This is a genomic window from Oerskovia enterophila, from assembly GCF_044748475.1.
Taxonomy (GTDB): Bacteria; Actinomycetota; Actinomycetes; order Actinomycetales; family Cellulomonadaceae; genus Oerskovia; species Oerskovia enterophila.
On sequence record NZ_JBIVFZ010000004.1, the window covers coordinates 66,339 to 79,974 of the forward strand.

Sequence of the window (13,636 nt, forward strand, 5' to 3'; positions counted from 1 at the left end):
ATGACGGGTCCGTCGGACGCGTCACCGGCAGCGCGGCGGGGGTCCGCGCCGCGTGCTGCCCGACGGCGCAGCCGCCCTCGCGTCCTGGCCGTCCTCACGGCCGTGGTCGCCCTGGGCCTCGTGGTGACGACGCAGGTCCCCGACCCCGTCGGTGACGTGGTCGGGGACCTGCTGTACGCGGTCGCGGTCTACGCGGCGCTCGTGCTCGTGGCTCCTCGGGTGCGACCGTGGGTCGCGGGGGCAGTTGTGCTCACGTGGTGCTGGCTCGTCGAGGCCCTCCAGGCGACGCCCGTGGTGGGTGCCGTGCTGGACGTCGTGCCTGCGGCCGCGTGGGTGCTCGGGAGCACGTTCAGCGCGCGCGACCTGCTGCTCTACCTGCTGGGCGTACTGCTCGCGGTCGGGTTCGACGTGCTCGCGGACGCCAGAGCGGGCGTGGCCCGAGGGTCACGCCCGCTCTGACACGCGGTGGCCGGGACGGCTCAGGCCTCGGCGTCCTCGAACGTCAAGCTGAGGCTGTTCATGCAGAACCGGTCGCCCGTCGGGGTCTGGGGCGCGTCGTCGAACACGTGCCCCAGGTGCGAGCCACAGTTCGCGCACCGCACCTCGGTACGGACCATGCCGTGGCTGCGGTCCTGGATGAGCTCGACCGCGTCCGACTCCTTGGGCGCGTAGAAGCTCGGCCACCCGCAGTGCGAGTCGAACTTGGTCTCCGAACGGAACAGCTCGTGGCCGCACGCCCGGCACCGGTAGATGCCCTCGCGCTTCTCGTCCAGGAGCTCGCCCGTCCAGGGGCGCTCGGTGCCGGCCTGCCGCAGCACCGCGTACTCGTCGGGTGCCAGCTCCTCGCGCCACTGGGCCTCGGGCTTGGCGACCGGGTACACCTTCTGCGAGAACAGGTTGCCGGTCGTGTCGTGGGTCTCGTTGGTCATGCTCCACCTCCGACGGCGACAACCATGACGGCCGTCCGGGTGTTCCCGGTGGTGCGACGAGCCCGACCACGGGGACGGCCGAGGGCGACCGGGCCCGTCGTGACGTCGTCCACGAGGGGACGCAGAAGGCCCCGGCGGCGATCCGAGGATCACCGCCGGGGCCCTGCTCGGTCGTTCAGCACGGCCGGCGAGAAGCTCCCGCCGGCCGGTCAGCGAAGGACCAGGCCGTTCAGCGAAGGGTCAGTACGACGACGACGAGTACACCGTCGCCGAGCCGCCACCGCGCTGCGCGCGACCGCGGCCGCCACGACGACGAGCCTGCGCACCGGCGCCGCCCTCGCCGCCCTGAGCCGACTGGCCGCGACCACCCTGGGCGCGCTGCGCCGTCGGGCCCGCGGACTTGGCCGGGGCCGACGTCCGCGTCGCACGCGTCCCACCGTTGCGCGACGGCGTGCCACGACGGGCCTGCGTCTGCGGCGGCGTGATGTCCGCGGGGCGCACGTACTCGGCGACGTCGCCGACGAGCGACGTGATCGCCGCGTCACCCGGGGCCACCGACTGCGGCTGCGCCGTGATCTTCGCCTTGCGGGTCAGGTCCTTCACGTCGCTGCGCTGCTCGGGGAGCATGACGGTCACGACGACGCCCTCGGAACCGGCACGAGCCGTACGGCCCGAGCGGTGGAGGTACGCCTTGTGCTCGGCCGGCGGGTCGACGTGCACGACCAGCTCGATCTCGTCGACGTGGATGCCGCGCGCCGCGATGTCGGTCGCGACGAGCACGCGGACCGAACCGTTCGAGAACGCCTCGAGGTTGCGCTCGCGCGCGCCCTGACCCAGGTTGCCGTGCAGGTCGACCGACGGGATGCCCTGGGCCGTGAGCTGCTTCGCGAGCTTCTTGGCCTGGTGCTTGGTACGCGTGAACAGGACACGACGGCCCGTGCCCGACGCGAGCTGCTGCACGACGTCCTTCTTCGCGTCCGCATCACGAACCGCGAAGATGTGGTGCGTCATGTTGGAGACGGGCGACTCGGCCGAGTCCACCGAGTGGCTCACCGGGTTGCTCAGGTACCGCTTGACGAGCTGGTCCACGCCGTTGTCGAGCGTCGCGGAGAACAGCAGGCGCTGGCCGCGCGTCGGGGTCTTGTCCATGATGCGCTTGACGCCGGGCAGGAAGCCCAGGTCGGCCATGTGGTCGGCCTCGTCGAGGACCGTGATCTCGATGCCGTCGAGCGACAGGACGCGCTGGTTGAGCAGGTCCTCGAGGCGCCCCGGGCAGGCGATGACGATGTCGACGCCCGCGTTGAGCGCACTGACCTGGCGGCTCTGCGCGACGCCACCGAAGATGGTCGTCGTGTTCAGGCCCAGGGCCTTCGCGAGCGGCTCCATCGTGGCGTTGATCTGGTTCGCGAGCTCACGCGTCGGGCACAGGACCAGGGCGCGGGGGCGACGGGCTGCGCGGCGCGTGTCCGACTGGGACAGGCGCGTGACGACCGGCAGCGAGAACGCGAGGGTCTTGCCCGAGCCCGTGCGGCCACGGCCCAGGACGTCGCGGCCCTTGAGCGTGTCCGGGAGCGAGGCGACCTGGATGGGGAACGGCGACTCGATGCCCTGGCTGCTGAGCTCGCGGATCACCGTGGTGGGGATCGCGAAGTCGGCGAACGTCAGGCCCTCGGGCACGACGGTCGGGACCGACGAGCGGACGGGGGCGGGACGCTGCTCGCGCTGCTCACGAGGAGCGCGCTGCTCCCGGTTGCCGCCGGCGGGGCGGCCCTGGCCGGCGCCGCGGCCGTCGCGCGAGTCGCGCTCACGGACGGGGCGACCGTCGCGGGTCACCTTGGCGGGACGAGAGTCACGGCTGTCACGCTCGTCGCGGGCCGGGCGGGCCCGGTCGTCGCGAGCCGGGCGGTTGGTGTCGCGGGACTGCTGTCCCTGCGACTGGTTGGTGCGGGGGGCTGCGGCGTTCGGGCGCACGGCAGCACGAATGGGGTTGTTCAAGGGTTTGCCTCTCGGGCGTAGGGTCGGGGTTCGCCGCAAGAAATCCAGGGAACTCCACGACGCTGGGCGCGCAGAGATGCGCAGCCACGGTCCCCACTCTCTCATGACTGGAGCGTCCGTGCATCGATGGTGATCGACGTCTCCACATCCCTCACCGGACTCTCACCTCCCCCGATGCCCGTCCGAACCTCTCACCCGTCGCACACGTGACCGTGGTGGAATGTCGCCCGTGGACTTCATGAGCTCAGTGGGCGACGTCATCGGTCAGATCTGGTCGGCCGCCACCACGCCGGTGCCCGCGCCGGCCTCCGCGATCGTGCTCTCGATGTCGCTCGCGGCCCTGATCGTCGTGGTCTTCACGCCCGTGTGGCGCGTCGCGCGGCACGTCGTGACGATCGCGCACGAGGGTGCGCACGCCCTGGCGGCACTCCTCACGGGCCGGCGCCTGAGCGGCATCCGCCTGCACTCCGACACGTCGGGCCTCACGGTCTCGTACGGCAAGCCGCGCGGGTTCGGCATGGTCCTCACGGCCTTCATGGGGTACGTCGGCCCGGGCCTCGTGGGCCTCGGGGCGGCCGCGCTGCTCAGGGCGGGCTACGCCGTCGGGCTGCTGTGGCTCCTCGTGCTGCTGCTGACCCTCATGCTCCTGCAGATCCGCAACTGGTTCGGGCTGTGGTCCGTGCTCGTGAGCGGCGTCGCGCTCGTGCTCGTGTCCTGGGCCGCGACCCCGCCCGTGCAGAGCGCGGTCGCGTACGCCGTCACGTGGTTCCTGCTGCTGGGGGCCGTGCGCCCCGTCCTCGAGCTGCAGGTCTCGCGCAGCCGCGGCAAGGCCCGCCAGTCCGACGCCGACATGCTCGCGCGCCTCACGGGTATCCCGGGGATCGTGTGGGTCGGCGTGTTCCTGCTCGTGACGGTCGGCGCAGCGGCGCTGGGCGGCTACTGGATCGTGTCGCCCGTGGGGGCGTGATCGGTCGGGCAAGCACCGCCCCAGGCCGTCGTCAGCACGAGACGTACGGGACCGCACCGGGCCCGCAGTGGTAGGGCTCGACGTCCGGGGCGACGTCCCGGTAGCCGCTCTCGAGCACGGTCATGCGGTGGGCGAGCGTGCCGTCGGCGTATGTCCGTGATTCCAGGAGCGTGCCGTCGCTCGGGTCGAGGAGCAGCACCTCCCGCTCTCCGACCTCCTGCGTGAAGTCCGCTTCGATGCCCGTCGCCGGACGACCGGCGGAGTCCGTCATCGCCCCGAGCAGCTCGGTGCCCGGGGCGGCAGCGAGGACCTGCCAGAGCGCGCGGCGGAGATCAGGAGAGGCCGGGCTCTCCAGCAGGAGTCCCACCACCTGCTTCCACAGGTCCCACTCGTCTCCGTGCCCCGAGGGCGCAAGCCCCTCGGAGAGGCGCCGCTCGAGCGCCCGGGGCTCGGTGGGCAGCTCGGCCAGCTCGTCCCACGTGATCGACTCACCGTTCCCGAACGTGGACGTCTCGCCGTCCTCGTTGAGGTCCATGACCCGCGCGAGGCTCGGGTCGAAGGTGTCCTTGCCGTCGGAGAAGGCCATGAAGGAGACGCCCCCCTCGTCACGCAGCACCGCGTCGTCCCTCGACGACCAGATCTCGCGTTCGTAGGGGAACGAGTACGGGTCCTCGGCCTGGGAGCGGACGTACAGGTACTCCCCGCTGGGGGGTGGCTGCTTGGCGGCGTTCTCCGCCGCCTGCAGCAGCACCTGTTCCGCAGAGGCCGGTGTCGTGGCGACCAGGGCCACCGCGACGGACGTGAGCAGCGCCGCGACGACGGTCGCCCATCGGCGCAGCATCGACGCGGGCCGGCGTCGCCGGTCCTGGAGCGGGGTCGTGACGATCCTGTGCAGGGCCGCTTCCGACCGAGCCGACTCCTCCGGGGTCAGGGGGACGACGTGGACCGGGTTCGCGGCCGCGAGCCGCTGCAGGACCGGGTCGTCCAAGGGGTCTTTCATGACGGTCTCCCTTCGGTGAGCGTGGGCGTCGAGCGGTCGTCCGGGCGGGGCTGCGGCGGGGGGCCCGAGCGTGCGCCCGGGTCCGGCCGAGGCTCGGGGACGGACCGCGCGCTCGAGGCGGGCTCGTGCTCGACCGCGTCGAGCGACCGTCGCAGGCGTCGGCGTGCTCGGGTGAGGCGCATCGAAAAGGCGGCGCGCGAGCAACCCAGGACCCGAGCGGCCTCGGCCGAGGTGAGCCCGTCCCAGGAGACGAGCGAGAGCACCTCCCGGTCCGTGTCGTCGAGGAGCGCCCAGGCGCGGCGGAGGTCGATCGACATGTCCGCGAGCGCCCCGTCGTCGGCCACCGGCCCACGTTCTCCGCTCACCCGGAGCTCGAGGCGCCGTCGCCGGTCCCTGGCACGGTGACCGTTCGCCAGGATGTTGCGGGCCACCCCGAACAGCCACGGCCGCATCTCCTCGGCCGGGACGCGGCCCCAGCTGCGCCACGCCACGGCGTAGACCTCCGACGCGAGGTCCTCCGCGTCGTCGTCGACCCGCCGGCGGAGGTAGGCCAGGACGTGCGGGTAGGTCTCTCGGTACATGCCGGCGAAGGCCGCTTCGACGGCGCTGTCGCGGCTCACGTCACGACCGTACGGCATCGGCGGGCTCGATCCTGCCGGCGGCGATCGCGGGTGGGAGCCCGCCGAGGAGCCCGAAGACGAGCGCGCCGGCGAGGGGGACGAGCAGGAGGCGCTCGTCGAACATCGGCTGCCACCGGGCGGCCGCGGTCACCACCATGATCGCCACGAAACCGACTGCGAGACCGACGACCGCGCCGAGGACGGCGAGCGCGGTGCACTCCCCCACGACGAGCGTGACGAGCTCGCTCCGTCGTGCGCCGAACGCCCGTCGCACGCCGAGCTCGGCCGTGCGGGAGCTCACGCTCAGGAGGTTGACGAAGACGACACCGACCAGCCCCGCGAGCGCGGCCACGACGGCGAGCACCTGCAGGGAGGCCGAGACGCTGTCCTGGAGCTCTCCGCGGAACGCGTTCGGCTCGAGCACCGGGTGGATGGTCATCCGGGTGGTCTGGAACGGGTCGGCAAGGTCGTGGAGGCGGTCCGCGACGTTCCGCGCGGCACCCGGGACCGTCTCGACGAACAGCTCGCTCGAGAGCGACGCCGCCAGGTCGCCGGTCGCCCCCGGGCCGACGAAGGCCGATCCGGTCGCCGTGCCGGACCTCGACGCGGTGACCAGTCCGACGACCCGGAACGGGTCGCCCTGGACCGTGATCTCGGGGCTCACGTCCAGCTGTGCGACACCGAGCCGTCGGGCGAGGTCCGCACCCAGCAGCACCTCGCCCTCGGCGAGGACGCGGTCGTCGCCGGGAGCCCACGTCACGACGGTGTCGGTGATCGGCCCCGGGGCCTCGTCGACCTCGACGAGGTCGACCGTCAGGGCCGCGAGCGCCCCGTTCGCGACGGGGATCCCCGTGCGGTACCGCCAGTGCTCGACTCCGGTCACGCCGGGGAACTCGGCGACGGCGTCGACCCGGACGGGCCATCGAGTGTCCGAGGTCCCGTCCGCGGCCAGCGCCGCGGTGACCTGCGTCGCCCGTTGTGCGTCGAAGAGCTCGGTCACCTGTCCTGACGCGCTCTGCGCGAGCCCCAGCGCCGTCACGGCCAGGGCGACCGCGACCGCGGACGCGAGGGTGCCGCTCGCGGTCCGCCCGGCGTTGGACGTGATGCCCTGCGCCACGAACCGCAGGGTGCGCGCCAGGCGCGCGGTGAGCCGGGTCCGCGGCCCGCGACCACGCATCGGCAGGTCTCCCCGGTCCTCGTCCGGCCCGTGGGGCGAGGTCGTGACGTCCGCGCTGTCGGCCACGACGAGGCCGTCGCGCAGGGTGACGACGCGGTCGAGCCGCGCAGCGACGTCGGGCTCGTGCGTGACCACGACGAGCGCCGCTCCACGCTCCGCGGCGCGACGCTTGAGCTCCTCGATGATCTCGAGCGACTGGGCCGAGTCGAGGTTCCCGGTCGGCTCGTCGGCCAGCCACAGGCGAGCCGGTCGGGCGAGGGTCCGTGCGATCGCGACCCTCTGCATCTCCCCGCCCGACAGTGTCCGTGCCCGCGCCTGCTCCTTGTGCTCGAGCCCCACCGCGCGCAGCGAGTCGGTGACGACCTGGTCGGCGTCGTCGAGCGACGCGGTCGAGTAGCGCAGACCGAGCAGGACGTTCTCGCGCACGCTCAGGGCGGGGATCAGGTGCGACCGCTGGAAGACGAACCCCAGCTCCGAGGAACGCCACTCCGCCCGCACCCGGTCCTGCGCGGACTCGACGGGGTGCCCGTCGATGAGCACCTCACCCTCGTCGGGGCCGTCGAGCAGCCCCAGCACGTTCAGCAACGTGCTCTTCCCGCTGCCGGAGCGTCCGACGACGGCCACGCGCTCCCCGGGGCCGATGACGAGGTCGACACCGGCCAGCGCAATGGTCCCGTTCGCATACCTGCGGGTGATCCCCCTCAGCTCGATCAGCGGGCGCCCCACCGATTCGGTCGGACCGAGCAGATCCTTCTCGAGCACGACGTCAACCAACCCGCACCTCCGTCCCCTCACCCAGCGTGACACCGTCACCGGCATCGCCGTCGGCCGCGACGATCGCCGCGACCCCGCCCACGGTCGCCTCGACCTCGACCGCCACCTCGCGAAACGCCGTCCCCTCCCGCACGTACACGTACGTCCGCCCGGCACGGGTCACGACCGCCGCCACGGGCGCGAGCAGCCTCTCCCCGTCCTCCGCTGCCGGGTTGTCGATCGTCAGGACGTACGAGGAGCCTGCGCGGACGGCGCCCTCGGTGAGCAGGCTGACCGTGACCTCACCCGTCTCCGTCGGCGCCAGCGCCGTCACGCGTGCCGTGGCCTCCGTGCCCGAGTCGTCCGTGAACCGAGCGGCGGCGTCCACCGTGAGCGCTCCGACCGATCCCTGGGGCAGCGTCGACGTGAGCACGACCTGCCCCGTCCCGAGGGTGAGGAGGCCCGTGTCAGCGGCGATGCCGGTGCCGACCGTCGTGATCCCCTCGACGGCGGCGGGCAGCCGAGGCACCGTCAGCACCTCGGACTGCAGGACACCAGGTCCCTTCACGGTGGCCGCAGCACCCCCGCCGGCTGCCGGGACCGCTGTCCCGTCCGACGGCGCCGCGGCACCCGCGCCCGTGGCCGTCGTCTCCGGAGCGCTCGCTCCGGGCGAGGGCGCAGCGGCGGCATCGGGCGCCCCGACGGCGACCTCGGGCGCCGCGTAGCCGGCCGCCCGGTACATCGACCGCACGGCCGCCTGGGTCCGCGGGCCGTACTTCCCGTCGGGCCGGCCTAATGCATACCCTGCGGCCAGCAGCCCCTTCTGCAGGGCCAGGACGTCGTCGCCCTCGTCCCCGGGGCGAATGTCGCGGTAGAGCGCGAAAGCCCCTTCGAGGACGAAGACCGGTCGCCCGTTCACGCGGAACGGGACCGACCCCGGCGACAGCGTGTCGCCGGCAGACCGGTCGACGGACGTCACCACGCCGGTCAGCGCAGCCGGAGGCGTCACCACGACACTCTGCTGGTTCTGGGCCTCGACGGTCATCGACACCGGACCGTTCAGGTACCCACGGTCCAGCGCGACGACCACGGGCTCGGGGGCCGGGGGCTCGGCGCGGGCCGCCGCCTGCTGAGGCGACTCCATCCTGACCGCGAGCAGCCACGCCCCGACCCCGACGACGACGATCGCCGCGACGGCGAGCACGAGACGCTTCATGCTTCTCTCACCGTTCTGCCCGAGGGCACCGTCTGTCCCATCGCCCGATCAGCCCAGCTCGTTGATGACGGCGTCGATGCGCTTCTGGTACTCGAGGTAGTCGTCCCGGGTCGCCTCGAACCCCTCGACGTCTCGTCCGATCGCGGCGAGCTCGCCCTCGACCCGGGCGTGGAACACCGCCTTGTCGTACCCCTCCGCCCGGCAGCGCGCATCGATGACGGCCACCTCGCGCTCACGGTCCGACAACGGGACCTCCGTGTCCACGACCATCCCGTCGGCGTTGCCGATCGGACCGGTCACCGACTCCGACGGCATCTCGACCGGGCGCTCCGGCAGGTCGACGACCCCTGCCGGTTCCATGCACGTGCGCCACGCCTGGATCGCCTCCTGGACCCGCGCGTCCCCGTCGACCGCCTCCCAGCCCGCTGCCTCGACCGTGCTCAGGTAGCGGGCCGGGACGGCCCCCAGCCGTTCGTCGGTCCTCTGCCCGCACGCGATCATCGCGTCCTGCATCGCGGAGGTGACCTCGACGCCGTCCGGCACCCCGCTGCCCCGTGCCGGCTCGGACCGCAGGTGCGGGTACCCCCACTGCTGGGCGATCTGCTCGTCGAAGCGCGCCTGGCCCGTGCGCGCGTCGAACAGGGTGGGCTCGCCCCCGGGTTCCGCCGGGCGGTACTCGACGACGCCCTGCAGGCACTCCTGGGCGAGGAGGTCGCGGGCGTACCCGTCCCGCGGGTCGTTGAACTGGGGGACCAGCTCGTACACGGGGGTGAGCGTCGCCGTCGACTCGTCGTAGCCGTAGCGCGAGGTGTCCCCTCCCGGCCCCGGCCCGTCGGCCGCGCCGGCAGCGGAACAGCCCGCGAGGGCAGCGGTCACGAGGAGCCCGGCGATCAGTGCACGAGGTCGCACGAGGCGAGCAGTGGTTCTCATACCCTGCTCATGGCTCGCGGGGCGCGAGGTGCAACACCCGGGTTTTCTGGACGAGCCGGACGGGGCGGTCGGCCGCGACGGGTGACGGGACGCCGGGAGGCCCGGGCGGGCGCACGACGACGGGCCGCCCGCTGCGTGCGGACGGCCCGTCGAGGTGATCGGGTGCGTAGCCCTGCCGGGCCGGGAACCTTCCGAGGAGGAGGAGGGTCGGCTCCCGGGACGGGCGGGCCGCGCAGCCGGTCGAGTGCTGGTGCGGGCGGTCAGGCCCCGCAGGTGGTGCCGGGCCGGTCAGGCCTGCGGCGTGAGGACGAACCCGGGCCCCTCGGTCGCACGAGGGTCGGTGTCCAGGGTGAGGTTCGCGAGCGCGATCGAGGTGGTCGGCTCGACGAAGACGCGTGCGTCACCGCTCTCGACGACCGTGTCGTCGGGCAGCGGGCTCGGGACGAGGGCCAGCTCGAAGTCGCCGGACTGCGGCGCCGACTCGGCGATCCGGAGGCCGCCACCGTCGGGCACTCCGGCCCGCGTGGTGAGGTCCTGGACTGCATCGCGGGCGTTGTCGGTCAGGGTGAGCATGAGAGTTCCTCTCGGTTGCCTGGGGACGCACGGGACGCCTTGCGGCGATCCCTCGGCGTGCGCCTTTCGGTTGCCTCCAACCAAACAAGGATCGGCCGCGATCGCAAGGTCGCAGGCCGATCCACGGCGTGTCTCTCACCCAGTGGGATCGGGCGCGACAGGCGCACGCGAGGCACGTAGGGTCCGCGCACGCAGGGGCGTGAGTGGGCTTCTGCTGAGTGCGGAGCAGTTGTCGTGGATCGCGTCGTCTCGCGACAACTGCTCCGCACTCAGCGGTGGCGTCGGTGGGAGCATGGCCCCGTGACCGCTCTCCACTCCCCCGACCACTGGGCCGTCTACAACGCTGCCCAGCCAGGCCGCGCCGCGCGTGAGCTCTGCCAGGAGGTCGTGTCCCTCGCGGGGCCGGGCGCGGGCCGGTCGGCGGTCGACCTGGGCTGCGGCGCGGGCGTCGAGACCGCCGCACTGCTGGGCGCCGGGTGGCGCGTCCACGCGCTCGACGGCGAACCGACCGCTCCGCACCTCGTCCGCACCACCACGGGAGGCGAGGAAGGAGCGGGGCTGAGCGTCGCCGTCGTGCCTTTCGCGGAGCTGCCCGACCTGCCGCCCGCCGACCTCCTCTACTCCGGGTACGCGCTCCCCTACGCGTCGCCGGGGGACTTCCCGCGCGTCTGGGCCGCGATCCGCCGCTCCCTGCGGCCGGGCGCGTGGTTGGCCGTGAACCTGTTCGGCGTGAACGACTCGTTCGCGGGGACGATCGAGGGGACGTTCCTGACGCGCGAGGAGGCCGAGGCTCTCCTCGACGGGCTCGACGTCCTCGCCTTCCGCGAGGAGGACGAGGACGGCCCGTCGTTCAGCGGCCCCAAGCACTGGCACGTCTTCGACGTGATCGCCCGCGCGCCGCGCTGACCTCGTGCGCCGGGTGACCAACCGCCCGGGGTGCCCGACGGCGCCGCTCACCGCACGCGGGCACGTCACCGCGTGCGGGGGCTCGGCGCGTAGACTCTCCGCGGGCCTTGGCGCCGCCTCCTGCGAGGCGACGCACGGTGCCCGGGCCTCTAGCTCAATGGCAGAGCTGCGGACTTTTAATCCGTAGGTTGTGGGTTCGAGTCCCACGGGGCCCACCGTCTCGCGCTACCGCACCGGCCGCTTCCCCTCGAAGAACCGGTCCAGGTCCTCGCGCCGCAGCACTCCCTCGCTCCCCCCGGCCGTCAGCTCGACGACGAGCCGCCGCGACATCTCGCGCAACGGCTCGTTCGTGACGCTCGAGTGGTGGCACATGAGGTCGAACGCCTCGTCGGCCGGGAGCCCGTAGATCGCCATGACCGCCCCCTTGGCCTGCTCGATCGTCGAGCGGCTCGCGGACGACGCCCGGATCGCGGCCGTCGCGTCACGCTGGGCGAGCTCGCGCTGCGTCGTCGTGAGGTCGAGGAAGTAGCCCGAGACGTGCGTCGTCTCGCCCGTCCGGCGGTCGACCCGCCCGCGCCCGACCACGCCGAGGGTCCGCGTCCGCCCGTGCGCGTCGACGATGCGGTGCACGGAGCTGAAGGGCTCGCCGGTCGCCGCGGCGACGAGCAGCACCTCCTCGACACGTGCGCGATCCTCTGGGTGCTTGTGCGCGAGCATCAGGGCCGTGGTGGGCATGACGTCGCCAGGGCGGAAGCCGTGCATCGCGTACAGCTCGTCCGACCACCACCAGGACTGGTCCGACAGGTCGAGGACGAACTGGCCGACGGGCTGTGGTGCGCCGCGCAGCAGTGCCTCGGCGAGCGTGGGATCGAATCGTCGAGCCGGGTTGTACGAAGTGGTCAAGTAGGCCCCCAAGGCATGGGAAAGGAGCGGGCCTACTTCCAGACTCCTCGGTGATCCTAGCCCGGTTCCGACCTCTCACCTGCGAGGACGGTCGCTCAAGGTGCTCGGTCAGCACACCGGCGCCTCGACGTGCCGATCCGTGCCGCAGGACCCCACGCACGACGAAGCCCCCGCCGGCCAGGGGCCGAGCGGGGGCTTCATGGAACGTTAGGTGGTGGCGCGATGCAGGGGGTACTTCGCGCCACCGAGGAAGACATTACCCCCTCCCTGCGGGGGTTGACGAATCCCTCTCGCCTGGCGGGCGAAGGGAGACAGTCCTTCCGATTTCAACCAGTCCGCACACCCTGCGCGACCTCGCTCGACGTCTCGGCGCCACCGTCTCGCGCGACCGATCGGCCGCGCCGAGCGCGCTCCCCACCCGGCCCGCCGGTCTCGCCATCGACCGAGCGGCGTCCCGCCCCGTGGCCACCGCCCGCACGGTTCTCGCCCCCCCGGTTAAGGTTCGTGCGGGGCCTCATAGACCTGTCACAAATCCCTCGATATCGGATTCTTCTCCCGATTGCGGGCACCCCTGACCTGTGTGCAGAGTGGTGCGATGGTATGGGTTTCTGTCGGGCTGGTCCTCGTGGTGCTCGGCGTCTCGCTCGCCGCGCGCGCCGCGTGGTCCGTCCGCTCGGGTGAGCAGCGCGGGCGCGCGAGCAACGGCGCGCACGGCATGGGGATCGCGCTGGGCGCGGGCCTGGCCTTCTGGGGATCCGTCGTCGCGATCATCGCCCTGCTCGCTGACCGGGCGTGAAAAGACTGACGCCCCCGCCGCCCGCCTGCCAGACTCGCCACATGACCCGCACCTTCGACGACCTCGTCTCCGAGGCGGCATCCGTCCCGGTCGACGGATGGGACTTCTCCTGGCTCGACGGACGGGCGACCGAGCAGCGCCCGTCGTGGGGTTACGCCCGCTCGATGGGCGAGCGCATGCGCACCGCGAGCGCCGCGCTCGACCTGCAGACGGGCGGCGGTGAGGTCCTCGCGAGCGTCCCGCACCTTCCCCGGCTGACCGTCGCGACCGAGGGATGGCCGCCCAACGTCGCGAGAGCGACCCGCCTCCTGCACCCGTTGGGGGTCGCGGTCGTCGCGGACGCCGACGAACCGCCCCTCCCGTTCGCGGACGAGGCGTTCGACCTCGTCGTGAGCCGGCACCCGGTCCGGCCCTGGTGGGACGAGATCGCCCGGGTGCTCGCGCCAGGCGGGACGTACTTCGCGCAGCACGTCGGCCCGTACAGCGTGTTCGAGCTCGTGGAGCTCTTCCTGGGCCCGCAGCCCGAGGAGGTCCGCAACGGTCGCCACCCCGACGACGGTCGCGCAGCCGCCCGGGCGGCAGGTCTGGAGGTCGTGGACCTGCGCTTCGAGGAGCTGCGGACCGAGTTCTTCGACGTCGGTGCGGTCGTCTACTTCCTGCGCAAGGTGATCTGGATGGTCCCGGGGTTCACGGTCGAGCAGTACCGTCCCCGGCTCGAGGCCCTGCACGAGCAGATCCAGGCCGAGGGGCCGTTCGTCGCGACGACGACGCGGTTCCTCATCGAGGCCCGCAAGCCCGCCTGAGGCCGGGCCGGGCCACCAGACCCACCGCAGTCTCAACACACCGCGCACCGAGCAGGAGCCCGGACGCG

General features: G+C 72.8%; 14 protein-coding genes and 1 tRNA gene. 6 read left to right on the forward strand and 9 right to left on the reverse strand.

The window, feature by feature from the left end; genetic code table 11:
• A complete protein-coding gene (locus tag ACIPWA_RS13320) occupies positions 1-459 on the forward strand; it encodes a DUF2809 domain-containing protein (protein WP_056649175.1) in 459 nt (152 codons plus the stop codon).
• 20 nt (positions 460-479) lie between these two features.
• On the opposite strand, the gene msrB is transcribed toward ACIPWA_RS13320, so the two are convergent.
• Both msrB and ACIPWA_RS13330 read right to left on the reverse strand, forming a co-directional pair.
• Positions 480-929, reverse strand: a complete 450-nt coding sequence (msrB, locus tag ACIPWA_RS13325) for a peptide-methionine (R)-S-oxide reductase MsrB (protein ID WP_068627186.1) — start codon at positions 927-929, stop codon at positions 480-482.
• A gap of 240 nt (positions 930-1,169) precedes the next feature.
• The gene (locus ACIPWA_RS13330; protein WP_400291601.1) at positions 1,170-2,606 is read right to left on the reverse strand and encodes a DEAD/DEAH box helicase; all 1,437 of its coding nucleotides are present in this window, start codon (positions 2,604-2,606) and stop codon (positions 1,170-1,172) included.
• A gap of 538 nt (positions 2,607-3,144) precedes the next feature.
• Here ACIPWA_RS13330 and ACIPWA_RS13335 point away from each other — a divergent pair.
• Positions 3,145-3,891, forward strand: coding sequence for a M50 family metallopeptidase (locus ACIPWA_RS13335; RefSeq protein WP_056649170.1), 747 nt, complete (start codon positions 3,145-3,147; stop codon positions 3,889-3,891).
• 31 nt (positions 3,892-3,922) lie between these two features.
• On the opposite strand, the gene ACIPWA_RS13340 is transcribed toward ACIPWA_RS13335, so the two are convergent.
• The 6 genes from ACIPWA_RS13340 to ACIPWA_RS13365 form a co-directional block, all read right to left on the reverse strand.
• Positions 3,923-4,891 carry a CU044_5270 family protein gene (locus ACIPWA_RS13340; RefSeq protein WP_400290849.1) on the reverse strand — a complete coding sequence of 323 codons (969 nt, stop codon included), beginning with the start codon at positions 4,889-4,891 and terminating at the stop codon, positions 3,923-3,925.
• On the reverse strand, positions 4,888-5,511 hold the full coding sequence (locus ACIPWA_RS13345; RefSeq protein WP_400290852.1) for an RNA polymerase sigma factor: 624 nt from the start codon (positions 5,509-5,511) through the stop codon (positions 4,888-4,890). The genes ACIPWA_RS13340 and ACIPWA_RS13345 overlap by 4 nt, the downstream gene beginning before the upstream one ends.
• Before the next feature lies 1 nt (position 5,512).
• A complete protein-coding gene (locus tag ACIPWA_RS13350; protein WP_400290854.1) occupies positions 5,513-7,450 on the reverse strand; it encodes an ABC transporter ATP-binding protein/permease in 1,938 nt (645 codons plus the stop codon).
• Positions 7,451-7,454: 4 nt separating this feature from the next.
• The gene (locus ACIPWA_RS13355) at positions 7,455-8,657 is read right to left on the reverse strand and encodes a peptidoglycan-binding protein (protein WP_400290856.1); all 1,203 of its coding nucleotides are present in this window, start codon (positions 8,655-8,657) and stop codon (positions 7,455-7,457) included.
• 48 nt (positions 8,658-8,705) lie between these two features.
• Positions 8,706-9,587, reverse strand: coding sequence for a hypothetical protein (locus ACIPWA_RS13360; protein WP_400290858.1), 882 nt, complete (start codon positions 9,585-9,587; stop codon positions 8,706-8,708).
• Positions 9,588-9,875: 288 nt separating this feature from the next.
• The gene (locus ACIPWA_RS13365) at positions 9,876-10,160 is read right to left on the reverse strand and encodes a Fe-S cluster assembly protein HesB (protein WP_056649148.1); all 285 of its coding nucleotides are present in this window, start codon (positions 10,158-10,160) and stop codon (positions 9,876-9,878) included.
• Positions 10,161-10,460: 300 nt separating this feature from the next.
• Between ACIPWA_RS13365 and ACIPWA_RS13370 the strand changes: the two genes are divergently transcribed.
• Positions 10,461-11,066: a class I SAM-dependent methyltransferase gene (locus ACIPWA_RS13370; protein ID WP_400290861.1), complete on the forward strand. Its 606-nt coding sequence runs from the start codon at positions 10,461-10,463 to the stop codon at positions 11,064-11,066.
• A 143-nt stretch (positions 11,067-11,209) separates the two neighbouring features.
• A tRNA-Lys gene (locus ACIPWA_RS13375) sits at positions 11,210-11,281 on the forward strand.
• Positions 11,282-11,291: 10 nt separating this feature from the next.
• Here ACIPWA_RS13375 and ACIPWA_RS13380 read toward each other — a convergent pair.
• On the reverse strand, positions 11,292-11,969 hold the full coding sequence (locus tag ACIPWA_RS13380) for a PAS and ANTAR domain-containing protein (protein WP_400290863.1): 678 nt from the start codon (positions 11,967-11,969) through the stop codon (positions 11,292-11,294).
• A 595-nt stretch (positions 11,970-12,564) separates the two neighbouring features.
• On the opposite strand from ACIPWA_RS13380, the gene ACIPWA_RS13385 reads away from it, so the two are divergent.
• Entirely contained in the window at positions 12,565-12,765 is a 201-nt protein-coding gene (locus tag ACIPWA_RS13385; RefSeq protein WP_400290865.1) for a hypothetical protein, read from the forward strand.
• Between the two features lie 41 nt (positions 12,766-12,806).
• Positions 12,807-13,568, forward strand: a complete 762-nt coding sequence (locus ACIPWA_RS13390; protein WP_400290868.1) for a class I SAM-dependent methyltransferase — start codon at positions 12,807-12,809, stop codon at positions 13,566-13,568.
• The last annotated feature ends 68 nt before the right edge of the window (positions 13,569-13,636 follow it).

What these genes read in the sequence shown, in the direction of transcription:
- ACIPWA_RS13320 (WP_056649175.1), top strand. Translation starts at nt 1, where the DNA reads ATGACGGGTCCGTCGGACGCGTCACCGGCAGCGCGGCGGGGGTCCGCG.
- msrB (WP_068627186.1), bottom strand. Translation starts at nt 929, where the DNA reads ATGACCAACGAGACCCACGACACGACCGGCAACCTGTTCTCGCAGAAG.
- ACIPWA_RS13335 (WP_056649170.1), top strand. Translation starts at nt 3,145, where the DNA reads ATGTCGCCCGTGGACTTCATGAGCTCAGTGGGCGACGTCATCGGTCAG.
- ACIPWA_RS13340 (WP_400290849.1), bottom strand. Translation starts at nt 4,891, where the DNA reads ATGAAAGACCCCTTGGACGACCCGGTCCTGCAGCGGCTCGCGGCCGCG.
- ACIPWA_RS13355 (WP_400290856.1), bottom strand. Translation starts at nt 8,657, where the DNA reads ATGAAGCGTCTCGTGCTCGCCGTCGCGGCGATCGTCGTCGTCGGGGTC.
- ACIPWA_RS13360 (WP_400290858.1), bottom strand. Translation starts at nt 9,587, where the DNA reads ATGAGAACCACTGCTCGCCTCGTGCGACCTCGTGCACTGATCGCCGGG.
- ACIPWA_RS13365 (WP_056649148.1), bottom strand. Translation starts at nt 10,160, where the DNA reads ATGCTCACCCTGACCGACAACGCCCGCGATGCAGTCCAGGACCTCACC.
- ACIPWA_RS13385 (WP_400290865.1), top strand. Translation starts at nt 12,565, where the DNA reads ATGGTATGGGTTTCTGTCGGGCTGGTCCTCGTGGTGCTCGGCGTCTCG.
- ACIPWA_RS13390 (WP_400290868.1), top strand. Translation starts at nt 12,807, where the DNA reads ATGACCCGCACCTTCGACGACCTCGTCTCCGAGGCGGCATCCGTCCCG.